19 protein-coding genes are annotated in these 26,682 nt (G+C 62.0%); 13 read left to right on the top strand and 6 right to left on the bottom strand.

Annotated elements, in window-relative coordinates; all coding sequences use genetic code 11:
- Nucleotides 1–3: 3 nt before the first annotated feature.
- From polA to ACFSDX_RS00765, 3 genes are all read right to left on the bottom strand, one after another.
- A complete protein-coding gene (polA, locus tag ACFSDX_RS00775; protein ID WP_382311143.1) occupies nucleotides 4–2,901 on the bottom strand; it encodes a DNA polymerase I in 2,898 nt (965 codons plus the stop codon).
- A gap of 111 nt (nucleotides 2,902–3,012) precedes the next feature.
- Nucleotides 3,013–3,873 (bottom strand): LOG family protein, encoded by an 861-nt coding sequence (locus ACFSDX_RS00770; RefSeq protein WP_382311141.1) that lies wholly within the window; start codon nucleotides 3,871–3,873, stop codon nucleotides 3,013–3,015.
- Nucleotides 3,874–4,023: 150 nt separating this feature from the next.
- On the bottom strand, nucleotides 4,024–5,289 hold the full coding sequence (locus ACFSDX_RS00765) for an ABC transporter permease (RefSeq protein WP_382311139.1): 1,266 nt from the start codon (nucleotides 5,287–5,289) through the stop codon (nucleotides 4,024–4,026).
- A gap of 126 nt (nucleotides 5,290–5,415) precedes the next feature.
- Between ACFSDX_RS00765 and queA the strand changes: the two genes are divergently transcribed.
- Both queA and ACFSDX_RS00755 read left to right on the top strand, forming a co-directional pair.
- Nucleotides 5,416–6,465 carry a tRNA preQ1(34) S-adenosylmethionine ribosyltransferase-isomerase QueA gene (queA, locus tag ACFSDX_RS00760; protein WP_382311137.1) on the top strand — a complete coding sequence of 350 codons (1,050 nt, stop codon included), beginning with the start codon at nucleotides 5,416–5,418 and terminating at the stop codon, nucleotides 6,463–6,465.
- A gap of 109 nt (nucleotides 6,466–6,574) precedes the next feature.
- On the top strand, nucleotides 6,575–7,312 hold the full coding sequence (locus ACFSDX_RS00755) for a 2-C-methyl-D-erythritol 4-phosphate cytidylyltransferase (protein ID WP_382311135.1): 738 nt from the start codon (nucleotides 6,575–6,577) through the stop codon (nucleotides 7,310–7,312).
- A gap of 221 nt (nucleotides 7,313–7,533) precedes the next feature.
- On the opposite strand, the gene ACFSDX_RS00750 is transcribed toward ACFSDX_RS00755, so the two are convergent.
- Entirely contained in the window at nucleotides 7,534–8,391 is an 858-nt protein-coding gene (locus tag ACFSDX_RS00750; RefSeq protein WP_382311133.1) for a hypothetical protein, read from the bottom strand.
- Between the two features lie 209 nt (nucleotides 8,392–8,600).
- On the opposite strand from ACFSDX_RS00750, the gene ACFSDX_RS00745 reads away from it, so the two are divergent.
- From ACFSDX_RS00745 to ACFSDX_RS00715, 7 genes are all read left to right on the top strand, one after another.
- Nucleotides 8,601–9,287 carry a DUF4142 domain-containing protein gene (locus ACFSDX_RS00745; RefSeq protein WP_382311131.1) on the top strand — a complete coding sequence of 229 codons (687 nt, stop codon included), beginning with the start codon at nucleotides 8,601–8,603 and terminating at the stop codon, nucleotides 9,285–9,287.
- A 68-nt stretch (nucleotides 9,288–9,355) separates the two neighbouring features.
- Entirely contained in the window at nucleotides 9,356–9,952 is a 597-nt protein-coding gene (locus tag ACFSDX_RS00740) for a DUF4142 domain-containing protein (protein ID WP_382311129.1), read from the top strand.
- Nucleotides 9,953–10,018: 66 nt separating this feature from the next.
- The gene (locus tag ACFSDX_RS00735; RefSeq protein ID WP_382311127.1) at nucleotides 10,019–10,285 is read left to right on the top strand and encodes a hypothetical protein; all 267 of its coding nucleotides are present in this window, start codon (nucleotides 10,019–10,021) and stop codon (nucleotides 10,283–10,285) included.
- Nucleotides 10,286–10,852: 567 nt separating this feature from the next.
- Nucleotides 10,853–16,945 (top strand): hypothetical protein, encoded by a 6,093-nt coding sequence (locus ACFSDX_RS00730; RefSeq protein ID WP_382311125.1) that lies wholly within the window; start codon nucleotides 10,853–10,855, stop codon nucleotides 16,943–16,945.
- Between the two features lie 253 nt (nucleotides 16,946–17,198).
- Nucleotides 17,199–18,683: a hydrolase gene (locus tag ACFSDX_RS00725; protein WP_382311123.1), complete on the top strand. Its 1,485-nt coding sequence runs from the start codon at nucleotides 17,199–17,201 to the stop codon at nucleotides 18,681–18,683.
- Nucleotides 18,684–18,849: 166 nt separating this feature from the next.
- Nucleotides 18,850–19,491, top strand: a complete 642-nt coding sequence (locus tag ACFSDX_RS00720) for a sulfite oxidase-like oxidoreductase (protein ID WP_382311122.1) — start codon at nucleotides 18,850–18,852, stop codon at nucleotides 19,489–19,491.
- Complete coding sequence (locus tag ACFSDX_RS00715) at nucleotides 19,488–20,231, top strand: ferredoxin reductase (protein WP_382311120.1); 744 nt, start codon at nucleotides 19,488–19,490, stop codon at nucleotides 20,229–20,231. The genes ACFSDX_RS00720 and ACFSDX_RS00715 overlap by 4 nt, the downstream gene beginning before the upstream one ends.
- Before the next feature lie 76 nt (nucleotides 20,232–20,307).
- Here ACFSDX_RS00715 and ACFSDX_RS00710 read toward each other — a convergent pair whose 3' ends face one another.
- Both ACFSDX_RS00710 and uvrA read right to left on the bottom strand, forming a co-directional pair.
- Complete coding sequence (locus tag ACFSDX_RS00710; RefSeq protein WP_382311118.1) at nucleotides 20,308–20,640, bottom strand: hypothetical protein; 333 nt, start codon at nucleotides 20,638–20,640, stop codon at nucleotides 20,308–20,310.
- Nucleotides 20,641–20,674: 34 nt separating this feature from the next.
- Nucleotides 20,675–23,788, bottom strand: a complete 3,114-nt coding sequence (gene uvrA / locus ACFSDX_RS00705; protein ID WP_382311116.1) for an excinuclease ABC subunit UvrA — start codon at nucleotides 23,786–23,788, stop codon at nucleotides 20,675–20,677.
- Between the two features lie 202 nt (nucleotides 23,789–23,990).
- Between uvrA and ACFSDX_RS00700 the strand changes: the two genes are divergently transcribed.
- The 4 genes from ACFSDX_RS00700 to ACFSDX_RS00685 all read left to right on the top strand — a co-directional run bounded on the left by ACFSDX_RS00700 (nucleotide 23,991) and on the right by ACFSDX_RS00685 (nucleotide 26,657).
- Nucleotides 23,991–24,374, top strand: a complete 384-nt coding sequence (locus ACFSDX_RS00700; RefSeq protein WP_382311114.1) for a hypothetical protein — start codon at nucleotides 23,991–23,993, stop codon at nucleotides 24,372–24,374.
- A gap of 90 nt (nucleotides 24,375–24,464) precedes the next feature.
- On the top strand, nucleotides 24,465–24,890 hold the full coding sequence (locus ACFSDX_RS00695; protein ID WP_382311112.1) for a hypothetical protein: 426 nt from the start codon (nucleotides 24,465–24,467) through the stop codon (nucleotides 24,888–24,890).
- A 202-nt stretch (nucleotides 24,891–25,092) separates the two neighbouring features.
- Entirely contained in the window at nucleotides 25,093–25,557 is a 465-nt protein-coding gene (locus ACFSDX_RS00690; protein ID WP_382311110.1) for a hypothetical protein, read from the top strand.
- Between the two features lie 182 nt (nucleotides 25,558–25,739).
- Complete coding sequence (locus ACFSDX_RS00685) at nucleotides 25,740–26,657, top strand: hypothetical protein (protein ID WP_382311108.1); 918 nt, start codon at nucleotides 25,740–25,742, stop codon at nucleotides 26,655–26,657.
- The last annotated feature ends 25 nt before the right edge of the window (nucleotides 26,658–26,682 follow it).

Below are 26,682 nucleotides of genomic sequence, written 5' to 3'. Positions count from 1 at the left end.
GCTTTAGTGCGCCTTCAGCCAGTTGTCGCCCGTCCCTACCTCCACTTCCAGCGGCACGCCGCGGGGCAGCAGCAGGGCAGTGGTCATGAGCTCGCGGATTTTGGGCGTCACGTAGTCCACTTCCTCGCGCACGGCGTCGAATACGAGTTCGTCGTGCACTTGCAGTATCATCTTGGTGCCCAGCTTCTCTTCGATGAGCCAGTCGTGGATGTTTATCATAGCCATCTTGATAATGTCGGCGGCCGTGCCCTGGATGGGGGCGTTGATGGCGTTGCGCTCGGTGTAGCCGCGCAGCGTGGCGTTGCGCGAGTTGATGTCGCGTAGGTAGCGGCGGCGCTTGAGCAGCGTTTCGGCGTATTCGAGCTCGCGGGCGCGGTTAATGCTCTCGTCCATGAACTGCTTCACCGACGGAAACTCTTGGAAGTACGTTTCGATGATATCCACCGCCTCCTTGCGGCTGATGCCGATGCGCTGGGCCAGGCCGAAGGCGGAGATGCCGTAGATGATACCGAAGTTCACGGTCTTGGCCTTGCGGCGCATCTCGCCATCGACCTCGCTCAGCGGCACTTTAAACACCTTGCTGGCGGTGCTCGTGTGCACGTCCTGCCCCAGGCGGAAGGCCTCAATCATGGTCGCATCGCCCGAAAAGTCGGCCATGATGCGCAGCTCCACCTGCGAGTAGTCGGCCGCCAGCAGAATATGGTCGGCATCGCGCGGCACGAAGGCTTTGCGAATTTCGCGGCCCTTCTCGGTACGAATGGGAATATTCTGGAGGTTGGGGTTGGTACTGCTGAGGCGGCCGGTGGCCGTCACGGCCTGGTTGAAGGTCGTGTGCACGCGGCCGTCGAGCGGGCTCACTAGCTGGGGTAGGGCCTCCACGTAGGTGCTGCGCAGCTTGCTGAGCTGGCGGTATTCGAGGATAAGGCCGGCAATGGGGTTATCGGTAGCAAGTTGGCTCAGTATTTCTTCGCCCGTGGCGTACTGACCGGTTTTGGTCTTCTTGATTTTGCCCTTCCCGATGTCCATTTTGTCAAACAGCACCTCGCCCAGCTGCTTGGGTGAGCCAATGTTGAACTCCTGGCCAGCTTCCTTAAAAATCTGGGTTTCGAGCTCCTGCACGTAGCCTTGCAGCTCGGCCGAATACTCGTTCATGGCGCCTGAGTCGATGCGCACGCCCGCCCGCTCGATGTCGGCGAGCACGGGCACCAGCGGGTTTTCTACATCGACCAGCAGGCCCAGCAGCCCTAGGTCCTTCAGCACGGGTTCGAACACGTGGCGCAGCTGCAAGGTCACGTCGGCATCCTCGCAGGCATAGTCGCTCACCAGGGCCGGGTCGAGGTCTGCCATCGTCTTCTGGTTCTTGCCCTTGGCCCCGATGAGGTCCGTAATGGGCACCGGCGTGTAGTGCAGATAGGTTTCGGCCAGCACGTCCATGTTGTGGCGCATGTCGGGCTCGATGAGGTAGTGCGCCAGCATGGTATCGAAGAACGGCCCGCTCACGCGCACCTCGTAGTTCTTCAGTATCAACAGGTCGTACTTAATATTTTGCCCGATTTTGAGGATGGTTGGGTGCTCGAAAAACGGCCGAAATTCATCGACCAGCGCCTGGCTGGCCTCCGCATCGTCGCCCGGTACGGGCACGTAGTACGCTTCGCCCGCCACCCAACTAAAGCTCAGGCCCACCAGCCGCGCCGTCATGGTATTGAGGCCGGTAGTCTCGGTGTCGAAACTTACTTCTTTTTGCTGTAGCAAGAACTGCATCAGCGATTTGCGCAGCTCGGGCGTGTCTACCAAATGATAATGGTGCGGCACGTCTTCCAGCGTTTTAGTAGGGCCGTCGTAATACTCGCCGACCACGTCGGTCCCTAGGTCGCCGTTTTCGGCTGCGTTGATAACGGCCGCGCTGCCCTCGCCGAAGAGCGAGCCCTGCGCGCTCGGCGCGGCCACTTTGGGCCGGCGGGCGCCGCGTCCCACGGGGCCGGCTGGGGTGCGCGGCGCGGCGCCCGCAGCGCTTTCGCCCAGCACCCGCGTGGCCAGCTGCCGAAACTCGAGCTCCTCAAACAGCTCCCGCAGACGCGCCGCGTCGGGCGCGTCCATGAGGAGTTTATCCGCCTCAAATTCGATGGGCACGTTCACGTGAATCGTGGCCAGCTCCTTGCTCAGCAGGCCCTGCTCGGCGAAGTTGCGCACGTTCTCCTGCTGTTTGCCCTTCAGCTTATCGACGTTGGCAATCAGGTTTTCGACCGAGCCAAACTGCTTGATGAGCGTCTTGGCCGTCTTCTCGCCAATGCCTGGAATGCCGGGGATATTATCGCTCGCATCGCCCTGCAAGCCCAGAATATCAATCACTTGCTCGGTGCGCTCAATCTCGAAGCGTTCGAGCACGTGCGCCACGTCGAGCACCTCGGCCGCATTGCCCATAAAGGCGGGGCGGTAAATCTTGATTTGCTCGGTCACGAGCTGGCAGTAGTCTTTATCGGGCGTCATCATGAACACCTCAAAACCTTCTTTTTCCGCCTTTTGGGCCAGCGTACCAATCACGTCATCGGCCTCGAAGCCGGCCATCAGCAAAATCGGAATGTGAAACGCCTCCACAATCTGCTTGATGTACGGAATGGCAATGCCGATGTCCTCGGGCATGGCCTGGCGGTTGGCCTTGTAGTTCTCGTCCTTCTCGTGCCGGAAGGTCTTGCCCGAGTCAAAGCACACCCCTAGGTGGGTCGGCTTCTCCTTGAGCAGCACCTCCACCAGCGTGTTGGTGAAGCCCAGAATGGCCCCGGTATTCATGCCCTTCGAGTTGACCCTAGGGTTCTTGGCAAAGGCAAAGTGCGAGCGGTAGATGAGGGCAAAAGCGTCGAGCAGGAAAAGCTTTTTAGCGGGAGTAGCGGCGGTATCAGACATGGTGGGGCAAAGTACGGGCGAGGCGGGCAGAACGCGGGTAGGTGGCTTTACGGCTGTTCAACAAAAAAGCCGGGCGTTTCCGTCCGGCTTTTGGGCAAATAAAGCAGTCGCTTAAAAGTTGGGCGACAGCGAGTACTTATGGTAGAAATCGTCAATGATTTTGACGGCTTCGCTGGCGTCGTCCACTATCTGCACGAGGTTCATATCCTCGGGCGAGATGTTGTGTTCCTCGGCCAGCATTACATTGCTAATCCACTCGAAGAGGCCGCCCCAGTAGGCCGAGCCCACGAGCACGATGGGGAAGCGGCCGATTTTTTTGGTCTGAATCAGGGTCAGCGCCTCAAACAGCTCGTCGATGGTGCCGAAGCCGCCGGGCATGCCCACAAAGGCCTGCGCGTACTTCACAAACATAACTTTGCGCACGAAAAAGTAATCGAAGTCGATGCACTTGTCCTGGTCGATATAGATGTTGTGGGTCTGCTCGAAGGGCAGCTCAATGTTGAGGCCCACCGACTTGCCGCCCTCGGCGCGGGCGCCCTTGTTGCCGGCTTCCATGATGCCGGGGCCGCCGCCCGTGATGACGCCGTAGCCGTGGCGGACCAGCTTGGAGGCGATTTCCTCAGCCAGCTTATAGTATTGGTTATCAGGCTGGGTGCGGGCCGAGCCGAAGATGCTCACGCAGGGGCCGATTTTGGACATCTTCTCGAAGCCCTCCACAAACTCGGCCATTACCTTGAAAATCTGCCAGCTATCAGCGATTTTAATCTCATTCCAGTCTTTGTCCACGAATGCCTTGCGGATGCGTTGCTCGTCGGGGTCGTGGCCGGTGGTCGAGCCAGTCTGCTGGCGTAGTTCGGTGATGCTCGTCAGCTTGTTGTCGTTGACGTTGGGCTGCACGATGGTTTTGCCGGAGCCGGCGTTTAGGTTATCATCGGCCAGTTTGGTCTTGCTGGTTTTCTTAAGTTTGGACATACTGCCAGGGTGGGGAAAAAACGAAACCGCCCCAGCTCAGCAAGCGGGGCGGCCACAAGGGGCGAATATAAGAGCCCAAGAAGTAACAAGCATATCGAAAGCCCTATCGTTCCAAGCCAGAAACAATAGTGCCAAAAGCTAGCCTACCGCTTACTTGGCCCGAATGGCGATAACGGGGTCGAGGTTGGCGGCCAGCACGGCGGGCACGATGCCCGCCACCACGCCGATGCCCACCGACACCAGCAGCCCAAGGGTGATGTTGCCAGGGCTGAGGAATAGCGTGAGGTCGCCGAGCGGAATAAACGTGATGAGCCAGACCAAAAAGATGCCCGCCGCACCACCTAGGAGACACAGAAACACGGCCTCGAACAGAAACTGGAACAGAATAAAGTAGTTTTTCGCTCCCAATGATTTCTGAATGCCGATGACATTGGTGCGCTCGCGCACCGACACAAACATGATGTTGGCAATGCCGAAGCCGCCCACCAGCATCGCAAACGACCCAATGACGCCGCCCGCCAACCCAATGACGCTGAAGAGCTTAGTAATAAGCGAGGCTATCATCTCGGGCCGGTTGAGGGCGAAGTTGTCTTCCTCGCGGGGCTTGAGGCCGCGGATAGTGCGCATGGCGCCCTGCATCTCGGCCTCCAGGTTGAGCAGGCCGGGGTCGGCATCGGTGCCCTTCACGCCGAGCTGGGGCGAGGGGCCGCTCATGCCGGTGCTACTGAGGGCGAAGATGCCAGCGAAGGTATTATACGGGATGAGGCAGTTAGCATCGTTGCTGGGGGCACCTAGGAGGTTTTTGCCCTCCTTTTTCAGCACTCCAATCACGGTGAAGTAGCGGCCGTGGGTTTTGAATTGTTGGCCCACAGGCTCGATGCCGGGGAAGAGGTTTTCGGCAATGGTGGCCCCGATGATGGCCACCGGCCGCGCCCCGTCGATTTCCTGCAGCGTGAAGTAGCGCCCCTGCTCCACGGGCACGTTCGACACGTTGCGGTAGTCGAAGCTCACGCCTTGCAAGGCGCAGTCGGTCACCGAGTTAGTACCCGCCTTGAAGGTGTTGCCGCTCTTGCTCACAAAGATGGCCACGCCTTTGTTGCCGCCGGGCGTCAGCATGCGTTCGAGCTGCCGAAACTCGCGGGCCGTGGGCACGGGGCGGTTGAAGTACTTCCACCAGGGCTGGTTGGGCTCAAATACCCAGGGCCACTTGCCCACGTACACCACCTTGTCGCCCATGAAGCTCATGCTCTGGCGCACGTTGGCTTCGAGCGAATCGACGACCATAAACACGGCGATGATGGCAAATATGCCCACCGTGACCCCTAGGAGCGACAAAACGGTGCGCAGCAGGTTGGACCGCAGGGCCTGCCAGGCAAACGCAAAACTCTCGAACGTAAGGCGCAGGGCGAGTAGCATAGGCGGAGCAGAAAAGGCAAGTAGCAGATAAGCAGCGCAAAGGTATTCGGAATCTCAAAACAAACACGTACCTTTGCCCGCCCAAATTTTTGGTAACTTCCCCCTAGTACGTCCCACTACATGGCGATGAAACTGCACGAGTTCAAGTTTGAACTCCCCGAAGAGCTGATTGCCTCGCACCCAGCCCGGCACCGCGACGAATCGCGCCTGATGGTCGTGAACCGTGCCACCGGCCAGTTCGAGCACCGGATGTTCAAAGATATTCTGGAATACTTCTCCGAAGGCGACGTATTCGTTTTTAATGATACCAAAGTATTTCCGGCCCGCATGTACGGCCAGAAAGAGCGCACCGGCGCGCAGATTGAAGTATTTTTGCTGCGCGAACTCAATAAAGAATTGCGCCTGTGGGACGTGCTCGTGGACCCGGCCCGCAAAATCCGGGTCGGCAACAAGCTGTACTTCGGCGAGTCCGACATCGTGGCCGAGGTGATTGACAACACCACCTCGCGCGGCCGCACCATCAAGTTCCTGTTTGATGGCACCGACGAGGAGTTCCGCAAGGCCCTGCACGAGCTCGGCGAAACGCCCGTGCCCAAGGACGTGCTAAAGCGCGAAACCGAGGAAGGCGACAAGGAGCGCTACCAGACCATTTTTGCCGAGAACATCGGCGCCGTGGCGGCCCCGGCCGCTGGCCTGCACTTCTCGCGCGAGGTAATGAAGCGCATGGAAATCAAGGGTATCGAGAAAGCCTTCATCACGATGCACGTGGGCCTGGGTACCTACCGCCACGTGGACGTGGAGGACCTGACCAAGCACAAGATGGACTCGGAGCAGTTCTTCGTGGACGCCGAAGCCGCCCAGATTATCAACAAAACCATCGACGCTAAAAAGCAGGTGTGCGCCATCGGCACCACCACCGTGCGGGCGCTCGATGCGTCGGTATCGGCGAGCAGCCGCGTGAAGGTGACCCAGGGCTGGAACGACAAGTTTATCTACCCGCCCTACGAGTTCAAAATTGCTAACTCGCTGCTAACCAATTTTCACCTACCCGAAAGTACGCTCGTGATGATGGCCTCGGCCTTCGCTGGCTACAAGTTGATGATGGCCGCCTACGAGGAGGCTATCAAGGAGAAGTACCGCTTTTTCGCCTACGGCGACGCGATGCTCATTCTGTAAGTATTGGCTTGCTGAATGGCTGATTATTAAATGGCCCGGTTGCTTTTTTTAGCGGCCGGGCCATTTTTACGGTTAGACAGTATTGCACCCTTGCTCCTATCCCACCGCCATGCTTCCCAAGCCCGCCGTTCAACAATCAATCAATTCAGCCAGCCAGCCCCTCCCCCGCTACGCCATCCTGGTGGCCGGGGGCAGCGGCCTGCGCATGGGCGCCGACCGCCCCAAGCAGTTTTTGCTGCTGCGCAACGAGCCGGTGCTGCTGCACACGCTACGGCGCTTTGCCGAGCCCGCCCTAGGGGTGGCTCAAACCGTGGTGGTGCTACCCGCCGACCAGTTAGCCTACTGGCAGGCCCTGGCAGCCGAATACGCTGACGTGCCGCCGCATACGGTAGTGGCCGGTGGCGAAACCCGCTGGGCCTCGGTGAAGGCCGGGCTGGCGGCGCTGCCCGCCGCCCGCGCCGCCGAAGCGCTGGTGGCCGTGCACGACGGCGTGCGTCCGCTGGTGCCCAAGCGCGTGGTGGAGGCCACCTACCAGGCCGCCGCCGTGCACCTGGCCGCCGCCGCCGCCGTGCCGCCCAAAGACTCAGTGCGGATGCTGGGCGCCGCCGGCTCGTCGCCGCTCGACCGCCGCCGCTTGCGCCTGATGCAGACGCCCCAAACCTTTGACCTCGACCTGCTGCGCCGTGCCTACCGCCTGCCCGAGCTACCTACCTTCACCGACGACGCCAGCGTAGTCGATGACCTACTCGCGGTGCACCTGGTAGAAGGCGACTACCGCAACCTGAAGATTACCACCCCCGAAGACCTAGTACTAGCGGCCGCCATCATCGCAGATTTAACGGATTAAACGGATTGCGCAGATACGCCCGCCTGCGGCGGGCTGGCTAGGCTAGCGCAGGCGGCCTGCGGCTCGCTTTGTTTTTAGGACGTTATAGAAATTGGCTTCAAGGCATGAGAATCATGAGAATGAAGTAAGGTAGAGCGAGCCGCAGGCCGCCTGCGCCCGCTTAGTCAGCCCGCCGCAGGCGGGCGTATCTGCGCAATCCGTTAAATCAGTTAAATCTGCGATTAGCGGAGTTGGATGGGGTAGGTGCGGCCGTTGAGGGTAACGGAGGCGATGTTGTCGCAGGCCTGGGTGCCGGTGGGGTCGTAGTTGAGCAGCATGGCCTTGGCATTCGTATTGGTGAGTTCGATGGTACCGGCCACGAAATGCCGGGCGCAGCCTAGGGCAAACTTCTTTAACAGCGGCTGCTGGATGGCGGCCGTGTAGCTGATGCCGCGGCGGTTGGTACCCGTGAGCGAGCCCGTGATGCTGTAGCTATCGCCGAGAATACTGGGGGTGCCAAAACCCGCCGTGCGGACGTAGCGGCGCTGCGACGACCACGCCGTGGTGCCCCCGCCATTGGCGAAGATGATGCTGGCATCTTGCACGGCCAGGTCGAAGGAGCCGCTACCCAGGCTGGTAATAATACGGGTGCCTAGGTGTTGATTATCATTGACAAAGTAGCTGGTCCGGCTGATGGTGACCACGGCCCCCGCCTGGCGATAAGGCCCGCTAAACACGGCCCGCAGGATGCCGCGGCGGTAGCGCCCGTCGGGGCACAGGCAGTTGGTGGGGCCAAAATTGAGCGTGAGGGTACGCATGGCCGCGTCGTAGGTGCGGGTGGCGCAGGGTGGCAGCAGCCGGGCCAACTCGGGCGTGTCGGCCACCGTGGCGCTGGTGGCGGCCATGGCATCCTGGGGGGCGGCGGCCTCTACCATGTCGGCGGTGGCGGCGTCTTCCTCCTGGCCGAGGCCTGTATCCTGAGCCGAAACCACGTCATCGGCCGATGTGACCTCGTTATTTTTTTTGCAGCTGGCCGTGAGGAGTAGTCCGCCCGCCAGGGCCACGCCGGCTACGGCGCGCAGGGAAGTAGTGAAACGCATAGAGCAGAAAGGTGAAAGTGATGCCCGTAAGATGGCCACCTGCCCGGGCGGTTTAACCTAGGCACCAAAGATTTGGCTAGTAGCCTCCTCCTTTCGAGGCAGTCGCCTTTGACTATCAATATCATAATACGCGCAATACATTCATAATCAAACATTTCTGTAAAAATCTACGTAAACAACCCCTACGACCCACTTTTTAAATTTCCTTTATGAAACGCCTGATTCTTCCCCTCCTAGGTGCCGGCCTGCTTGCCCTGAATGCCTGTAGCACCACTGATTCTTCGACCACTACGTCGGCTACTGACGCGGCTTCGACCAGCGCCACGGGCACGGCCGCCGATGCCACGGCAACTACTGCGACAGATACCGCTAACACGGCTATGGCACCAGCCTCGGCCGATAGCAGCCCGGCCATGCAGGACGGCAGCATGGCCAAGGCCGACCCTACGGGACCCACCGCGCCGCACGCCGATGACAAGGAGTTTATGATGTCGGCCGCTCACAGCGACCAGAACGAGATTCAACTCAGCAGAATGGCCCTCACCAAGGACGTATCGGCCAATGCTAAAACCCTGGCCAACCAGATGATAGCCGACCACACCAAGAGCACGGCCAACCTGAAGCCCATTGCGGCCAAGGCCGGCGTAACGCTGCCGCTGGGCATGGATGCCGAGCACAAAGCCCTGGCCCCCACCATGGCCAAGCTAACTGGCAAAGAGTTTGAAACCAAGTACCTGGCCCAAATGGTGACCGACCATCAGAAAACGGCCAACACTCTGGCCGCCCACAAAACCATGACCAAGAACACGGCCCTGAACGGCTGGATTACGACCACCCTGCCGGTGGTAGAGCAGCACTTGAGCATGGCGCACAAAGATTCGAACATGAAAATGTAGGTTCGCCCCAGGGCTACCTAACACCCATTCTGACTACCAGCTTTGTAGCTATGAAACAGGCTTTTATAATGCTTTTGGGAACAGCCGTGCTGCTGAGTGCGGCCGGCTGCTCCTCGAAGCCCGACTCGGTGGAGCAGGCGCAGGCAACCAACAATGCCAAAGAAGGCATTACCAATGCTGACACAGTCGTGACCACCGCCAAGGGCGTGAGCGGCGAGCAGCGCCCCGCGTTCGACTCGCAGTTTATGACCAAAGCGGCCAGCGGCGGTTTGCTGGAGGTACAGCTAGGCCAGCAGGTAGCCCAAAAAGCTACTACGCCTGATGCCAAGCAATTTGCGCAGCAAATGGTGACCGACCACACCAAGGCCAACAACGAGCTAAAGGCGCTGGCGGCCCAGAAAAACATCACCCTGCCCACCACCCTCGGCGAGGACCAGCAAAAGGTGTACGACGAGGTGCTGGCCGAAAAAGGCGCCGACCTGGACAAGAAATACGTGAGCGCCATGCTCACCGACCACCAGGAGGACATCAAGGAGTTTCAAGGCGCGGTGACGCAGTCCAGCGATACCGACATCAGGGCCTTCGCGCAAAAGACGCTGCCGGTACTCCAGATGCACCTAGGCATGCTACAGAAGATGCAGCCCGTGATAGAGGCAAAGAAATAAGGCTTTCTACGCTGCTCCAGTTACTAAGAACCGTCTCGGACTCGTCCGGGGCGGTTCTTTTGCTTTATGCTAAAATTATTTTTAATTTATTATTTAAGTTCCCTTTTAACAACACCTTACAAGAGTATTGGCTTTCGAATACCTAGCAGCCCAAACGTACATAATTCGGGTTTTACAACATTTGGCCGCCCGCTTATGGAACTTTATCGGGAAGCCGCAAAAGTGCCATTTCACATCGGCCCCGTATTTGTATTTCCCAAAGTCCATGCGGTTACTTCAGCGGCTTTAGCGCCGCTATTGACCAGCGCCAGACCCTTTTCACCAACTGATTAGCCTAGCAATAGCTAGCTGGTCACTAATGCTGTCTGGCCTATGGAAATCTTTTTGTTTGCGCTACTACTTGGCGCCCTTTTTCTAGCCGTTCGCGTCTGGGGTCTCCCAGAACAGCTAGACGACCTGCAGGCGGAACTGACCCGCCGCACAGTCGAGCAGAACAAGTTCCGCACCGAGTTGCAGCAGTTGCGCGAGCAGCTCAGCGAATTTAGGGCGGCCAGCCCAAGCCTGGCTCCGGCGGCGAGCTTTCGCACTCCCACAACCTCCCATTTTGCACCGCCAGTGAGTGGCTGGGCGCCCGCCGCGGCTACGGTAGCGCCGGAACCGCCAGTGGTAGTGGCCGAACCAGCTACTCCGGCCCCAGCCACACTGCCAACGTTGGAAGAACCAAAGCCAGCCGCTGCAGCCAGCGAAGTGGCGGAGATAGCAACATCTACGGTAGAAGACACGACCGCACCAGAAGCCGCACCAGAGCCCTTAGAGGAACCCATTTCTGCTACGGAGCCGACGCCAGAAATCGAGCTAGCGGCCGAGCCCAGCGCTGTCCCCGCCTGGCTACCAGAGCCCGTGGCAACGCCCGAGCCAGCACCCCTAGAGGAACCAACGTTAGTGCCCGTAATTGAGGTGGAGCCGGACCTAGGTACCGAAACTGACTTAGCAGGTGAACCAGAACTGGCAGCTGAACCGGAACTAGTAACCGAGCTAGCTTTGGTAGCTGAGGAAATAGCAGCTTCTGAGCCTGAACCACTAACCGAGCCCAGCCCCACTAGCGAACCAGAGCATCTAGCGGCACCTGAGCCTGCCGACGAGCCCGTACCTACCCCCACGCCCGCCACCGAACCCGCTCCAACTTGGGCTCCGCTGCCGCGCCCGGTGAGCCGGCCCAGCCCGCCGCCCCCGCGCAAGCCGGTGCTACCGCGGCGGGCCGCGCCCAAGCCCATACCCACCGGGCCCACGTGGTGGGAACGCGCCTCGACCATGCTACTCGAAAACTGGACCGGCATTCTGGGCGCGGTGGTACTAGTGACGGGCGTCGGCTTCCTGGGTATCTACGCGGCGCTGCGGGTCTCGCCCCAGCTCCGATTTTTGATGATTTGCGCCTTTGCAGCGGGCTTGCTGGGGGCGCGGTATGCGCTGCGCGAAAAAGCTTTTGCCAAGAAACTGAATGCTTGGCTAGTAAGCAGCGCGGCGGCCATTTTCTTATTTGCCTGCGTGGGCTCGGTGAGCATAGCGGGACTGCGCTGGGTTACGCCGCCGTTCGACTACCTGTTGCTGCTGGCGGGCGTGAGCGCCAACCTCTACCTGGCCTGGCGCACCAGCCGCCAGGAAGTGGCCACGCTGCACGGCGTGCTGAGTTTGGTGGCGCTGGCAGTGCTGCCGCCCACGCCCCTCACGCTAGGCGCGGCGGCGGGTGTCACAGCCTTCAGCATCGCCATCACCTACCGGCAGCTCTGGAAATACCAGCTGCTGCTGAGCATCGTCAGCTTCTTCGCCTTTCACCTTTATTGGCACCAAGCGCTACCAACTATTTCGAGCCCGTTGCGCCTGATGGCTATGGCGCTGGTGCTGCTGGTGGGCGGTGCGGCGGCCGTGGTGCAATACCGCAAAGTGTACGCCCAGCGCCGGTTCGACGCACTGCTCTTCACGGCCCACCTGCTGAACTGGACCTGCCTAGGTATCAATTTGTACCTCTACAGCACGGGCTCGATTTGGAAGACCATTCCGCTGGCCCTAGGTGCCCTCCTCACGTTCTGGGCCGGGCGCAAGGCCAAGCAGTTGGGCATCGGCTGGCTGTTCCAGACCGACACTATTATCTCGCTCATCCTGGCCCTAGCTACGGCGCTCTCGCTGCAAGGCTGGCACGCCACGCCCATGGTCATTGGGCTGTTTATGCTGCTTGAAGCCTTGCTGATAACCCTGGTAATGGCCCGGCAGGGCGAAATACTAGTGTACCGCACGGCCCTGACGGTAGCCTCGCTGGCCAGCGCGGGCCTGCTGGTGCTGGCCGGCGGCCACCTGGCGGCTAGTCCGCCGGCCGTACTGTACCGCGAGACGTTGGTGCTGGCCGTGGCGGGCTGGGCCGGGCTGGCGTTTGTGCAGTTCATTCTCCAGCAGCGCCTGCTGCGCGGCAACACGCCTGAGCAAGACGCGGCCGCGAGCTACGAGTCGCCGCGCCAGCAGCTGAACGTTTTTGCGGGGCTGATGGGCCTGCTGCAACTGGGCGCGGGCCTAGGGCTGGCGCGCATCCTATTCGGCTGGTCGAGCGCGCCGGTGGGTTTGCTGCTGCTGGGTTTGGCGGCCGCGGCGCTGGCCTTCGCCACGTGGGTGCGCCGGGCGGGCCGCGCGCCAAGCTGGGTGCGCTGGCAACAGCTGGTCATAGCTCAGTTGTTCGTGGGGCTGGCTATTCTTGGTTTGCACGAAGCCGGCTTCAGTTGGTCAGCAGTGCTGCTAATAGGCTACGCTGAAACCCTGGGGGCTATTCTTTTGCTAGCCGGCCGCGCCGAGCGCGACGGGCTGCATCAGCTCGTGTACAGGGCGGCGCTGGCCGAGGCGGCGGTAGCTGGGCTGGGCGTATTGCTGCGGGCCAGCACCCACCTGCTGGGTAGCTCGGCGGCCGTGCTCTACTGCGAGACGCTTGTGCTGGCCCTGGCCGGCTGGGCCACGCTGGCCTTCGTGCAGCTGGCCTTCAAATGGCCGCGGCTGGCGGGCGCCAAGCCCTACCCTACCGCGGACCCCAATCCGGAGCTAGTATCAAACCACGAGGCGCATACTGGCTACCTCAACGGCTTTGCGGCCCTGGGTGGTGTGTTGCAAGCCACCGCCGGGCTAGCGCTGAGCCGCCTGGTTATGAGCGGGCTAGCCCCAGCGGCAGCCTGGCCCCCAGGTGCCTTGTTGGCCGTAGCCATTATCTCGCTGGGGCTGGCCCGGTGGGTACGCACGGCGGGCCGGGCACCCGGCTGGGTGCGCTGGCAGCAACTCGGGCTGGCGCAATTTTACGTGCTCCTAGCCTTGCTGGGGCTGCACGAGGTGGGACTGAACTGGTCGGCCGTACTGCTACTAGTTTACACCGAAACCTTACTCGTAGCCGGAGCGCTGGCCGGGCGAGCGGCCACCGATGCGCTGCACCGCCTGCTCTACCGGGCGGCCTTGGCCGAAGCTGCTTTAGCTGGCCTAGGATTGGTGTGGCGGGCCAGCAGTTACGTTGCCCACGGCACGCCCGCCGAACTGTACCGCGAGGCGCTGATTTCAGTTTTGGCCGGTTGGCTGAGCATAGTCTCTGTGCAGTTGACGTTTAAATGGCCGTTGCTGCCGGGCATAAAACCCTACCTACCGCGCTTTACCGCAGGCACGACGCCCGGTGCCCTCGTTTCTAATCCCGCCGAACACCGCCGCTGGGTTACGGGCTTCGCTGGGTTGGGTGGCGGGCTCCAAGCCTTGGCCGGGCTCGCGCTACTCCGCGTTGTTTTTGAGTGGACGGGGGCGCCGGTGGCGCTGTTGCTGGGGGCACTGCTGGCCTTGGCCGGTATCTCGCTGGGGCTAGCTTGGTGGGTACGCACGGCGGGCCGACTACCCGGCTGGGTACGCTGGCAGCAGTTGGTACTAGCGCAATTTTTTGTCCTGCTGGCCTTGGTTGGCCTGCACGAGCTGGGGCTGAATTGGTCGGCCGTACTGCTAGTGATTTATGTGGAAACCCTAGCGGTAGCGTTGCTACTGGCCGGGCGCGCCGCGGGCGACATCCTGCACCAGCACGTATACCGGGCCGCTTTGGCCGAAGCCGCCTTGGCGGGGCTGGCCGTGTTGTTGCGGACCGCGACCCACCTAGGCCACGGCGAACCAGCTGTACTCTACCGCGAAGTACTGGTGGTCGCCCTAGCCGGTTGGGTCAGCCTAGCCTTCGCGCAGCTGGCGTTTAAATGGTCAGTACTGGCCGCTATCAAGCCCTACCTGCCTCATTTCTTCAGCGATGAGTCAGCGGCATCTGCTCGCCTGGTTTCCAACCCTAAGGAGCACCGCGACCTCGTTGCTGGCTTTGCTGGCCTAGGTGGAATTTTGCAGATGGTGGCGGGGATAGGGCTGGGGCGGCTGCTTTTTGGCTCGCCTACTACGCCCACTTGGCTCATCCTGGGGCTGCTTGTGGCCCTGGCGGCTATTGCCGGCGGACTGGCCAAGTGGGTGCGCCGGGCCGGCAACCTGCCCGGCTGGGCGCGGTGGCAGCAGCTGGTGCTGGCGCAGGGGCTCGTGGTGCTGGCCGTGGCCGGCCTGCACGAGGTAGGCCTGAGCTGGTCGGTAGTGCTGCTGCTACTCTTCGGAGAAAACCTACTGGTAGTGCTCTTGCTCGCCGGTCGCGCGGCGCCCGACCGGCTGCACACCCTCGTGTACCGCGCGGCCCTGGCCGAAGCGCTGGGCACCGGGGCAAGCCTGCTACTGCTGGCCGGCAGCCACGTAGCCAGCGCCGGGCTGGTAGTGCTCTACCGCGAAGCACTAGTACTGGCCCTGACGGGCTGGGCCGCCCTAGGCTTGGTACAAGCCGCCTTAAAGTGGCCCCTGCTCCGGGGCGTGCGGCCCTACCTGCCTGGCTATAAGGCAGCTTCAGACGCGCCTTTCTCGACGCAATTGGTATCCAACCACGAAGCGCACCTCGACTTGCTGCACAGCTTTGCGGGCTTGGCGGGCGTACTGCAGCTGGGGGCCGGTCTGGTACTCGCCCGCGTGCTGTTTGGCTGGGTGGGCGCACCGGTGGCCGGGCTGCTGGGGGCGCTGGGGCTGCTGGCGGGTATCGCCCTAGGTCTAGGGCTGTGGGTACGGGCCACGCCGGCCCTACCCAAGTGGATGCGGCGCCAGCAACTAGTACTAGCCCAAGTCTTTACATTAATCGCCGTATTTGGCCTGCACCAACTCGGGCTGAGCTGGCCGGGCATTCTCAGCGTGCTGTACGCCGAGAGCCTCGTGGTGGCCCTGTTGCTGAGCGGCCGCGACGAAGACGACCTGCTGCACGTGCAAACCTACCTGCTGGTGGTGCAGGCCTTGGTGCTGCCCATGCTGGTACGCTACACTTCGCTGAGCGCCCTAGGGCCCTGGGCGCGGGCGGCGCTGCTGGTGGGCGCGGCGCTGCTCACGCTGGGTTACCAGGCGCGGCGCTTTTACTGGCGGCGGGCCCAGGAAGACTTCGCCCGCTTGGCCCTGGGGTCGGGCGTGCCGTTGCCGGCCTTGGGCCTCACGGTAGGCTGGCTACTGCTGGGTGCGGGCGCGCTGGTGTATGGGCAGGCGTGGGCAGCGTGGCCGGCCATGGCGCTGCTCGGGGCGCTGCTCTACTTGCGGCAGCGGGTAGCTCTACCGGGCCTCTGGGCCGGGCTGATGCTGGCCGGAGTAGGCTACGTGGGGCTGCAATGGTGCCACGTACTGCAGCCGCTAGCTACGCACAGCATGGGATATACTGCTGGCTACGTGCTGCTTTATCTACTGCCTACGCTGGCCGTGCCAGTAGCGGGCCTGCTTACCTCATGGTGGCCGGCCGGCGAGCGCTACGTGCGCTGGCCCTGGCTGTACCTGCTAGGTGCGCACCTGGTCGTGGCCCTAGTGGCGGCCGTGCCGGCTAACCACGTTGCCTACCTCATGCTCGGTCTGCTGGCCTTGGGCGGGGCGGCTTTTAGCGCGGCCCTGGCTTGGCGACGCGTTCTCCCCGAGGCAGCCGCTGTGCTGCGCGCCGGCCAGCCCGACCGCTACCTGCTGCACCTCAGCTACGCAGGGCTGCTCGGCAGCCTGATGCTCCAGGGCTGGTTGGTGACGCACCACGAGTCGCTACTCGGCCTGCGGGTCGATTACCTGACGGCGGGCTTGTTCTTCGGCGTGGTGGCCGCGGTAGCCCTGGCCCGGCCGCCGGCCACCGAGCCGGTGTACGCCTCCTGGCGGCGGCTGCACCCTTGGCTGCCCGAAGTGGCGCTGCTGTTCGGCTCAGTCACGCTGGCGCACGATGTGCGGGCGCAGTGGCTGCCGCTTGTCTGGGTAATCGGGGCACTGGTGCTGGCTGGCGCGGCCCCGCGGCTAGCTCTCCGCTTTCGGCGACTGGGCTTATATGGCCGGCTCTACTACTGGTTGGCGGCGGGCACGGCTAGCCTCAGCTGCTTGCTGTATATCACTCCTAGCCAGCTGCTTAGCCCCGATTGGTACGCGCTGATAGCCGCCATGCTACTCTTGTTTGGCTACGTGGCGCTGGCGTTACGCCAGGGCAATGGGCCGTTTGCCAGCCTCTCACCGGCCTGGCATATCCTAGCCTTGCCTGCTCGCCACCAGCTCGAAACGTGGCTGCTCTACCCCGCTTTCGGAGCGCTGGCGGTACTGCTCATCCAGTCATTCGACCGCTCAGTGCTCACCGTGCTGCTGATGCTGCAAGTGGTGGCCGTGTTCAGCGGCAGCCTGGCGCTGCGGCGGCAAGACCTGCGCTACGTGGCGCTGGCTGGCCTGCTGGGCTGCATGGCACGGCTACTGTTCTTCGACCTGCGCCAGAGCGGTACCATCACGCGGGCCGTGGTCTTCATCCTCATGGGCTTGCTACTGCTCGGCATGAATGCGCTTTACGCCCGCTTCAAAAGCCGGTTTGAGCCCGAAGTTGTACCCCAGCCCGACCCAGGCGAAGACGACTTGGCAGTAGATATCGAGTAAGCCCTAAGGGTCGTTTACTGCATAGAACCACTTGAGCGGGCCGGATTGAGGAAGTGAAACGCCGGTTGTTTCACTTTCTCAACCCGGCCCGCTTAGCTTTTTAATCCCGCCTACCGACTAATCATCCCAGGTATGCAGCTAACAGCAAGCCTTCTAAGAGTAACAAATAGCTAACCTAGGCGCCCAATTCGCAACCGTTGAGTCAGCATAGCTTTGTGAACCATCCTCTTTCTCTTTTCCTAGTTCTCTCCTTATGTCTAACTACTTGACCTATTGGCGGCGGCCACTAGCGGCAGCCCTTGCCATGGCGGCGCTACTCACGGGCTGCGCCCGTACCGAAGTTGCCCCCAGCGACCCTACCACAGCGGCCTCGACTGCTAATAACAAGTCACTGTCGGCCATCAGCACCAACGCGGTAGCCACGGGCTTCCCCGAAACCTTCGAAACCGGCACCAAAACGGCTTACACCAGCGGCACGGTAGCCCTAGGGTCGGGCTCGTGGACTTTCAATGACGCGCTGCTCGGCAACACCAGCGCCGACGCGAAAAGCGGCAGCCAGTCGGCCCGCGTGCGCAACAGCGGCACGCTCACCATGAACTTCAACCTGAGCAGTGGCGCGGGCGTCGTGACCCTCGACCACGCCCGCTACGGCACCGACGCCGCCAGCACTTGGGAGCTGTGGGCCTCTGCCAACGGCGGCTCATCGTTCAGCAAAGTGGGCAGCACCATCATCAGCAGCGGCACCGCGCTCGCCACGGCTAGCTTCACGGTGAACCTAGCTGGCAGCGTGCGCCTGCAAGTACGCAAAACCGATGGCTCAACCAACCGCCTCAACCTTGATAACCTCACCGTGCAGACCTACGGCGGCACCACCGGTGGCGGGGGTACCGGCACCACGGGCGGCAAGAAATTCCTCTTCGACGGCAGCCACGCCGAAACGGCCGGCAACGCCGACTGGGTGCCCGACAGCGACAACGGCACCGTGGTGCGCACGCCCACGCCGGCCCAGAGCGGCATCACCAGTAGCACCGCCGAAACCTACTGGACCGGCGCGCTTTCGGCCTGGGCCGTGACCTTGGTGAAGCTCGGCAACACCGTGGAGGCCCTGCCTACCGGCGCGGCCATCACCTACGGCAACGCCAGCAACCCCCAGGACCTGAGCAACTACAGCGTGTTCGTGGTCGATGAGCCCAATACGCTCTTTACCAGCACCGAGAAAACGGCCATCATCAATTTTGTGAAGAATGGCGGCGGCTTGTTTATGATATCGGACCACGACGTGTCGGACCGCAACAATGACGGCTACGACTCGCCGGCCATCTGGAACGACCTGATGACCAGCAACTCGGTGCAGAGCAACCCGTTCGGTTTCAAAATTGACCTGACCAACATTTCCGAGACCAGCAGCAACGTGCTGGGCAGCGCCAGCAACGTCATTTTGCACGGCTCGCAGGGCAACGTGACGCAGCTCAAGTTCAGCAACGGCGCTACCATCACCACGACTTCGAGCGTGGCCCAGCCGCTGGTGTGGCGGGGCAGCGCCAGCCAGGGTACCACCCAGGCCATGTGCGCCAGCAGCACCTACGGCACCGGCCGGGTGTTCGTCATCACCGATTCGTCGCCCGCCGACGATGGCACCGGCGCCAGCGGCAACACCCTCTACCCCGGCTGGACCGAAATCGGCAGCCACGCCCCGCTGCACCTCAACGTCTCGCTCTGGCTGGCCAAGTTGCAGTAAGCCAAACATCTGCCCAGGCTTGTTGGTAAAAGCCATAGCCTAGGTTAATTCGCTTTTCAAAAAGCCCTTGGCACCGCGTAGCCAGGGGCTTTTTCGTGGCTCGCCTGGCTTCACCCTAGGTCACTCGCTCCGTCCGTTTCTTTGCTTCGTCAACCTAACTCCTTTTATGGGACTCTTCACTAACCGCGGCTTTCAGCCCAAGCGCCCCGCCAACCCCAAGCTGCCGCCCGGCCAGTACGAAACCACCGATTTTCCGGTGCTCACGGCCGGCCCCACCCCGCGCATTGCGCTCACCAACTGGGAGTTCCGGCTCGAAGGCTTGGTCGAGGAGCCCATGAAGTGGAGCTGGGAGGAGTTCAACAAGCTGCCGATGCAGGACTTCAACCCCGACATTCACTGCGTCACGAAGTGGTCGAAGTTCGACACCCACTGGCGCGGCGTGAACGTGGACACGCTGCTCGAGCACGTCAAGCTGAAGCCCGAGGCGCAGTTCGTGACCCAGTTTTGCTACGGCGGCTACACCACTAACCTGCCGCTGGCCGACCTGCTGGGCGGCAAAGCCTTCGTGGGCTTACAGTTTGAGGGCCAGCCGCTGGCGCCCGAGCACGGCGGCCCGGCCCGCCTGGTGGTGCCGCACCTCTACTTCTGGAAAAGCGCCAAGTGGGCGCAGGGCCTGCGCTTCACGGCCACCGACGAGCCCGGCTTCTGGGAGCGCGGCGGCTACAGCATGTACGGCGACCCGTGGAAGGAGCAGCGCTACCGCGACGACGATGACGACGCGGCCAGCGCCAGCAACATCCGCTTATGAGTAAGGTAACCTGGCAGTTGGGCACAGTAAAAAGCATCCGACCGGAGACGCCGCACGTCAAAACCTTCGTTCTCGCGCTGCCCAACTGGACGCCCCACCTCGCTGGCCAGCACTACGACCTGCGCCTCACCGCCGACGGTGGCTACCAGGCCGAGCGCAGCTACTCCATTGCCTCGCCCCCCGAGCAAACCGGCGAAATCGAGCTGACCGTGGAGCTGGTCAACGAAGGCGAGGTATCAGGCTACCTCTTCGAGGGCGTGGCCGTGGGCGACGAGCTGGAGGTGCGCGGCCCCATCGGCGGCTACTTCGTGTGGCGCGGCGCGCCTAGCGCGCCGCCGCTGCTGCTCGTGGGCGGCGGCTCGGGCGTGGTACCGCTCATGGCTATGCTGCGGCACCGCCAGCACCTAGGGCTGCTCACGCCGGCCGTGCTGCTGTTCAGCATCCGTACGCCGGAGGAAGTGATATACCAAGCTGAGCTAGAGGCGATGGCGCAGGCCGACGACAGCTTTGCGCTGCTGCTCGACTACACCCGCCAGGCGCCGCCCGGCTGGGCCGGCTACCAGCGCCGCATCGACGCGGCGCTGCTGGCGGAGGTAGTGGCGCGCTTCGGCGAAACCCAGCCGCAGGCGTTCGTGTGCGGCCCCACGGGCCTGGTCGAGGCCGTGGCTAATGGCCTGCTAGCAGTGGGCTTACCGCCTGATATGGTGCTAACCGAGCGATTCGGGCCGACGGGCGGGTAAAGCGTTAACCACTACAAAAAAGCAGCTGCCTTTGCCAGGCAGCTGCTTTTTTGTAATAGGCAGTATACCTACCTAGCTATTCGGGCTCGTTACCGTCGTTTTGAAAATACTGCCACGCGTAGCCGCCCAAGTCGCCATCGTTTAGCGAGTTGCCAGCTGGGTCACGCAGTTCATAGCGGATTTGCGTGCCGCCAATGGAGGCGCTGCCTTCCAGGCCGAGCAACGTACTGTAAAAGGCATTAGTTAACACGTTATCAAGTAACTCAGCCACCGTAAGCTGCTGCCCATTGCGTAGAGTAATGTATTGCGTTGCCGGTGCCCCGTCGGCCTGAGGAAGCCGTTCGAGGTAGAATTGTAGAAGGCCTTGCTTTTCTCGGTAAAGCCCTTGCACAAATTCTTCAGTCGTCATAACTAATTATTAATCAGCATATAACACTTACCGTCTACACGTACATGCTCGTCTTGAGCTCCTCAGCCAAAAAGCGACTGGTGTGGCCTTTGCCGCTCTTGGCCACCTGCTCGGGCGTGCCCTGGGCCACGATGCTGCCGCCGCCCGCGCCGCCCTCAGGGCCGATGTCGATGACGTGGTCGGCCACTTTGATGAGGTCTAGGTTGTGCTCGATGATGAGGACGGTATTGCCCTTGTCGGCGAGCTTGTGCAGCACGTCGGCTAGGTGGCGGATGTCCTCGAAGTGCAGGCCCGTGGTGGGCTCGTCGAGGATGTAGAACGTCTTGCCGGTGTCCTTTTTGCCCAGTTCGGTGCTCAGTTTCACACGCTGCGCCTCGCCGCCCGAGAGCGTGGTGGCCTGCTGCCCTAGGGTCAGGTAGCCCAAGCCTACATCAGACAACGTCTTGATTTTGCGCAGGATGCGGGGCTGAAACTCGAAGAACTCCACGGCTTTCTCCACCGTCATGTCGAGCACGTCGGTGATGGACTTGCCTTTGAAGCGCACTTCCAGGGTTTCGCGGTTGTAGCGGCGGCCTTTGCAGGTTTCGCAGGGCACGTGCACGTCGGGCAGGAAGTTCATCTCGATGGTGCGGATGCCAGCGCCCTCGCAGGTTTCGCAGCGCCCGCCCTTCACGTTGAAGGAGAAGCGACCCGGCCCGTAGCCCCGGATTTTGGCCTCCGCCATCTCGGCAAACAGCTGCCGAATCTCCGTAAACACGCCCGTGTAAGTAGCTGGGTTCGAGCGCGGCGTGCGGCCGATGGGCGACTGGTCCACCTCAATCACTTTGTCAATCAGCTCCAGCCCTTCGAGGCTGCCGTAGGCCAGCGGCTCGCGGTGGGCGTTGAAAAAGTGCTGGTTCAGAATCGGGTACAGCGTGTCGTGGATAAGCGACGACTTGCCCGAGCCCGACACGCCTGTGACGGCAATAAGCTTACCTAGGGGAAACTTAGCCGTAACGTTCTTGAGGTTGTGACCTTTAGCACCTTTCAAAACCAGCTCCTTGCCTTCGCCCACGCGCTTTTTCTTGCGTATCTCCACATGGCGCTGCCCGCTGAGGTACTGCGACGTAAGCGAGCCCGAATTGAAAATAGCCTCCGGCGTGCCCTCGGCCACAATGTGGCCACCGTGGATGCCCGCGCCCGGCCCGATGTCGAGCACGTGGTCGGCGTGCAGAATCATGTCCTTGTCGTGCTCCACCACAATGACCGAGTTGCCGATATCGCGCAGGTGCTGCAAGGCTTTGATTAGCCGCTCGTTATCACGCTGATGCAGGCCAATACTCGGCTCGTCCATGATGTAGAGCACGCCCACGAGCTGCGTCCCAATCTGGGTGGCCAGGCGGATGCGCTGGCTTTCGCCGCCGCTCAACGTCCGCACCGAGCGGTGCAGGCTGAGATAGTCTAGGCCCACTTCCAGCAGGAAGCCGATGCGCTTGCGGATTTCCTTGAGCAGCTCGCGGGCAATGAGGTTCTGGCGGTCGCTCAGGCGGCCTTCCACGTCTACAAACCACGCCGACAGCTCGTTGATGTCCATCACCGAGAGCTCGCCGATGTGTCGGTCGGCCAGCCTGAAGTGCAGGCTTTCCTTTTTGAGGCGGTAGCCGTCGCACACCGGGCAGGTTTGGGCCTGGGTGTACTGCTGAATCCAGTCGCGGATACTTTCCGAATCGGACTCCATCTGCCGGCGCAGGAAGGGAATAATGCCCTCAAACGGCTCGGTATAAACGGCTTTCGCGTCGTCGGCCTCGTCCTGCGTGATGCCGTGCAGCAGGTGCTTGAGCAGCTCGGGGTCCAGCTTCTCGATGGTCGTGTTGAGGCTGGCCTTGTGCTTTTTGAGGATGAGCTGCAGCTGCTGGAAAATCCAGATGTCGCGGTACTCCCCTAGGGGCGCGATGGCCCCGCGGCTGATGCTCAGCTTGGGGTCGGGAATGACCGTTTCCTCCGTAATCTGCTGCACCTCGCCCATGCCGGCGCAGTGCGGGCAGGCGCCGTAGGGCGAGTTGAAGCTGAACGTATTCGGCGCCGGGTCGTCGTAGGCGATGCCCGTTTCGGGGTCCATCAGGAAGCGCGAGAAGAACTGCGGCGCGGCTTTTTTGGCATCGGGGTCGAGCACCAGCATGGTGCCCTTGCCGTGGGTCATGGCGTTCTGCACCGAGCCCGAGAGGCGGAAGCGGTCCTCCTCCTTCACCACGAGCCGGTCAATCACGATTTCAATGTCGTGAATTTTGTAGCGGTCGACCTGCATTTTGGGCGTGATGTCGAGCAGCTCGCCATCGACGCGCACCTTGGTGAAACCCAGCTTAGCAATCTTCTGAAAGTCTTCGCGGTAGTGACCCTTGCGGCCCTTCACCACCGGCGCCAAAATTATCAGCTTTTTGCCGTCGTAGTGCTTGAGGATGTAGTTGATAATCTGGTCGTCGCTCTGCCGAATCATCTTCTTGCCCGTGGCGTAGCTAAACGCCTCAGCCGTACGCGCATAGAGCAGGCGCAGGAAGTCGTAAATCTCGGTAATCGTGCCCACCGTCGAGCGCGGGTTGCGCGAGGTGGTTTTCTGCTCAATCGAAATTACCGGCGACAAGCCTTCAATCTTGTCCACGTTGGGCCGCTCCAGCCCGCCCATGAAGGAGCGCGCGTAGGCCGAAAACGTCTCCATGTACCGCCGCTGCCCTTCGGCATAGATGGTATCGAAAGCCAACGACGACTTACCCGAGCCCGATATCCCAGTGAAAACCACCAGCTTACCGCGCGGAATGCGCACGCTCACATTTTTGAGGTTGTGCTCGCGGGCGCCGTACACTTCGATGTAGGGCGCCTCGGCGGCGGCACCTAGAAGTGGCTGTTCCGTGCCCGGGGCCTCGGTGGGCGGCAGGGCAGCGGGCGTTTGGTGCTGCGCGGCCACGGCCCAGCCGGCGGGCGCGGGCTGGCGGCCCACGGGCAAGTCGTGCTGCACGTCTGGGGTCTGCTTTTCAGCTACTTCCACCAGTTCGGAGGCAGTAGCGGCCGTCAAGATTTCGGCGGCGGGGGCAGTTGACTTAGCTGCCTTTTTAGGGGCGGCTTTGGTTTTTTTCGGAGCGGGAGCAACGGGAGCGGTAGCCGTTTTTTTAGCCATGCGGGCAAATCAGAGGAACAAGCGAAGGTACGGGAACGAACCGGCGGGGGCGGCAAAAACTTAAATTTTAACCTCCCGCGTGGCGGCGGGCCGACTGCCACTAACAAGCCTGGCCGCCGAATGGTGCGGGGCTATTTCCCTTTCTTTACTGGCCCGGCGGCTGGGGATGGCCGCGCTTCCACTTTTTTTATACATCGTAGGTATGCATCAGCTCTTCCGCTTTCCCATCTTGTCGAGCGTCCTTTTAGGCGCTGGTTTACTGCTGAGTAGCCCGGCGGCCCACGCCCAACTGACTGTTCCGGCCACGCTTGGCTACGACTTCCTGACCATGACCACGATAGAGGGTACCAAGGCTTTCTCCGCTATCTTATTCTCCCCGGCGTTTCAGGGTAAAACCGAAATGCCGCTTATAGCTCGCAATGTGCTGAGCGCCGAGAAATACAAGGAGCTTATTCGCCAAAATACGGAGCTGGTCAATGGGCAGCTCAGTGCCCTGACGGTAGCCGGCTGGGAGCTGGTGCAGGTTTATACGCCCAGCTCCCCGGCCGAGGCGCGCTGCTACCTTTTCCGCAAAGCCAAAAGTTAAGCTGCTGCGTATAGCTCTCGCCAACTGCATGGCCAGCGCCTTTTTGGCACTGTGCTTGCCTAGGTGCCGCTATCCTATTCTTTCTTTCTCATGACTATTTTTCAAAAAACTGCCGCCTTCGCCGTGCTCAGCAGCCTGGCGCTGGCCGCTGAGCCAGCCCGCGCTCAGGTCAACATCAACATTAATACGGCCCCGCCCGTGGTAGTGGGCGCGCCCGCCAATGCCCAGTACTACTACATTCCGGAGGCTAACGCCTATTACGACGTGCCGGCCCGCCGCTACCTCGTGCAGCGCAATGGCCAGTGGGCACGCTACGAGCGCCTCGATGGCTACGACCCGCGCAACTTCCACCCCCAGTACATCGACTACCGCGGCGATTCGCCCTGGCTCTGGAAAGGCAAAGGCCACCCGCACGGCATGCCCCCCGGCCAGGCCAAAAAGATGGGCTACGGCGATGACTACGGCAAGGGCAATGGCAAGCATAAAGACAAGGACAAAGGCCACGGCCGCCACTAGGCCAGCCCGGACCCTAGGGTCATCCACTACTCCAAAAGGCGCCCGAGAGGGCGCTTTTTTTGGGCCTAGCCGGCTAGGCCGGCCCGTCGAGACAGTTGGGGCGTTGGGCCGCACAATCGGCTTGCCCATCGAATGCGACGGTTTTCAGGCACCTGCTTTGCCTTGGAGTAAGTATCCCGTTCACTTCTTCTTCGCTTCCATCATGAACTTCCGCTCGCAGCTTCTCGCCTTCGCCTTTGGTGCCATTACTACCCTGGCCGCCCCCGCCGCCCACGCCCAGGGGCGCGGCAATGCCCAGTTTGGCCGCCCTGCCTGGGGGCCCGCCACCCCAGCCGGCGCGCAGTACTACTACGTGCCCGAAATAGATGGCTACTACGACCTAGCTGCCCGCAACTACATGGTGCAGCGCAATGGCCGCTGGGTAGCCGTGGCGACGGTGCCGGGCTACAATACGGCCAACTTCCACCCGGTAGTGGTCGATTACCGGGGCCGCCAGCCCTGGACGCAGTACCGCGACCACCACGCCCGCTACTACCGCCCGGTAGCCGTGCAGCCGCGCCCCGTAGTAGTGCAGCCGCGGCCCGTGGTAGTGCGGCAGCGCCTGGTAGTGGTGCGGCAGCGCACCGTGGTAATCGACCGCGACAACCGCGGCCGCAACCGCCGCTAAGCCGCCGAGCTGCCCTAGGCAACAACCCAAAAGCCCCGCCACCAGGCACGGCTTTTGGGTTCGTCGGCAGCGTAAGCCGCCCGGCCCGTAGATTGGGCGATTCTATCGAATGACCCAAAATCCGGCACTGAACTTGCCTGGTAGTCAAGTAGTAATTCCTCGCTTATTTTTTTGTTTTTGTCATGAAATTCCGCCTTCGTTTTCTTGCTTTCGCGCTGGGCACGGGCCTGGCCTTTGCTGCGCCCACGGCCGCCCAGGCACAAGTGAGCGTGGGCATAAATATTGGCCTGCCGCCCTGGGGGCCGGCCGTGCCGCAGGGCACGCAGTACTATTACATTCCGGAGATTGACGGCTACTACGACATTTATAATGGCGTGTACCTCGTCTTTGATGGGTACCAATGGGTGCAGATGCCCTACCTCGACGGCTACGACCCCTACTACTTTCACCCCTATCCGGTGAGCTACGTGGGCGCGCAACCCTGGCTGTACATCGGCACCTACCGCAACCGCTACCCGCAGTACGTGACCGGCTTCCGGCGCGGGGGCTACGGCAACAATGGCCGCTCGTATAGCCACGACTACGGGGCAGGCCGCGTGTATGGCTACGACCGCGGCGGCTACAACGGCCGGGGCTACGACCGCCCCGGCAATGGCTACGGCAACCGCCCTGGCAATGGCTACGGCGACCGCCCCGGCAACGGCAATAGCTACGGTAATCGACCCGGCAACGGCGGGGGCTACCGGCCCGGCCAGGCTCAGAATGGGCCTGGCAATGGTGTTCGGCCCGGCTTTAGCGGCGGGCAGCCTGGGGGTAATCCTGGCGGGCAGCCCGGCGGAAACCAAGGCGGGCAGGTAGGCCCTGGCCGCGGGCAGACGGGCGCCGCGGGTGGCTTTGGCAGCGGGCAACCCGGTGGGCAGGCGGGCCAAGGGGGCGGCCGGCCCGGCGGCTTCGGCGGCGGCAACTCCGGCGGTGACCAGCGCGGGGGCGGCGGTAACCCCGGCGGCGGCCAGCGCGGAGGCGGTAACTCAGGGGGCGGCCAGCGCGGCGGGGGTGGCAACCCAGGCGGCGGTGGAGGCGAGCGGCGTGGCGGACGCTAGGCTATTGCCGGCTGCCAGCTAGTTA

It is taken from the genome of Hymenobacter bucti (genome assembly GCF_042681145.1).
Classification (GTDB): domain Bacteria; phylum Bacteroidota; class Bacteroidia; order Cytophagales; family Hymenobacteraceae; genus Hymenobacter; species Hymenobacter bucti.
The sequence above is the reverse complement of the archived record's forward strand: the minus strand, read 5'-3'. Positions and strand labels throughout refer to the sequence as shown.

What these genes read in the sequence shown, in the direction of transcription:
- ACFSDX_RS00710 (WP_382311118.1), bottom strand. Translation starts at nt 20,640, where the DNA reads ATGACGACTGAAGAATTTGTGCAAGGGCTTTACCGAGAAAAGCAAGGC.
- ACFSDX_RS00755 (WP_382311135.1), top strand. Translation starts at nt 6,575, where the DNA reads ATGCTTCCCAAGCCCGCCGTTCAACAATCAATCAATTCAGCCAGCCAG.
- ACFSDX_RS00695 (WP_382311112.1), top strand. Translation starts at nt 24,465, where the DNA reads ATGACTATTTTTCAAAAAACTGCCGCCTTCGCCGTGCTCAGCAGCCTG.
- polA (WP_382311143.1), bottom strand. Translation starts at nt 2,901, where the DNA reads ATGTCTGATACCGCCGCTACTCCCGCTAAAAAGCTTTTCCTGCTCGAC.
- ACFSDX_RS00750 (WP_382311133.1), bottom strand. Translation starts at nt 8,391, where the DNA reads ATGCGTTTCACTACTTCCCTGCGCGCCGTAGCCGGCGTGGCCCTGGCG.
- ACFSDX_RS00690 (WP_382311110.1), top strand. Translation starts at nt 25,093, where the DNA reads ATGAACTTCCGCTCGCAGCTTCTCGCCTTCGCCTTTGGTGCCATTACT.
- ACFSDX_RS00720 (WP_382311122.1), top strand. Translation starts at nt 18,850, where the DNA reads ATGGGACTCTTCACTAACCGCGGCTTTCAGCCCAAGCGCCCCGCCAAC.
- queA (WP_382311137.1), top strand. Translation starts at nt 5,416, where the DNA reads ATGAAACTGCACGAGTTCAAGTTTGAACTCCCCGAAGAGCTGATTGCC.
- ACFSDX_RS00740 (WP_382311129.1), top strand. Translation starts at nt 9,356, where the DNA reads ATGCTTTTGGGAACAGCCGTGCTGCTGAGTGCGGCCGGCTGCTCCTCG.
- ACFSDX_RS00715 (WP_382311120.1), top strand. Translation starts at nt 19,488, where the DNA reads ATGAGTAAGGTAACCTGGCAGTTGGGCACAGTAAAAAGCATCCGACCG.
- ACFSDX_RS00685 (WP_382311108.1), top strand. Translation starts at nt 25,740, where the DNA reads ATGAAATTCCGCCTTCGTTTTCTTGCTTTCGCGCTGGGCACGGGCCTG.
- ACFSDX_RS00700 (WP_382311114.1), top strand. Translation starts at nt 23,991, where the DNA reads ATGCATCAGCTCTTCCGCTTTCCCATCTTGTCGAGCGTCCTTTTAGGC.
- uvrA (WP_382311116.1), bottom strand. Translation starts at nt 23,788, where the DNA reads ATGGCTAAAAAAACGGCTACCGCTCCCGTTGCTCCCGCTCCGAAAAAA.
- ACFSDX_RS00770 (WP_382311141.1), bottom strand. Translation starts at nt 3,873, where the DNA reads ATGTCCAAACTTAAGAAAACCAGCAAGACCAAACTGGCCGATGATAAC.
- ACFSDX_RS00725 (WP_382311123.1), top strand. Translation starts at nt 17,199, where the DNA reads ATGTCTAACTACTTGACCTATTGGCGGCGGCCACTAGCGGCAGCCCTT.
- ACFSDX_RS00745 (WP_382311131.1), top strand. Translation starts at nt 8,601, where the DNA reads ATGAAACGCCTGATTCTTCCCCTCCTAGGTGCCGGCCTGCTTGCCCTG.
- ACFSDX_RS00735 (WP_382311127.1), top strand. Translation starts at nt 10,019, where the DNA reads ATGCTAAAATTATTTTTAATTTATTATTTAAGTTCCCTTTTAACAACA.
- ACFSDX_RS00765 (WP_382311139.1), bottom strand. Translation starts at nt 5,289, where the DNA reads ATGCTACTCGCCCTGCGCCTTACGTTCGAGAGTTTTGCGTTTGCCTGG.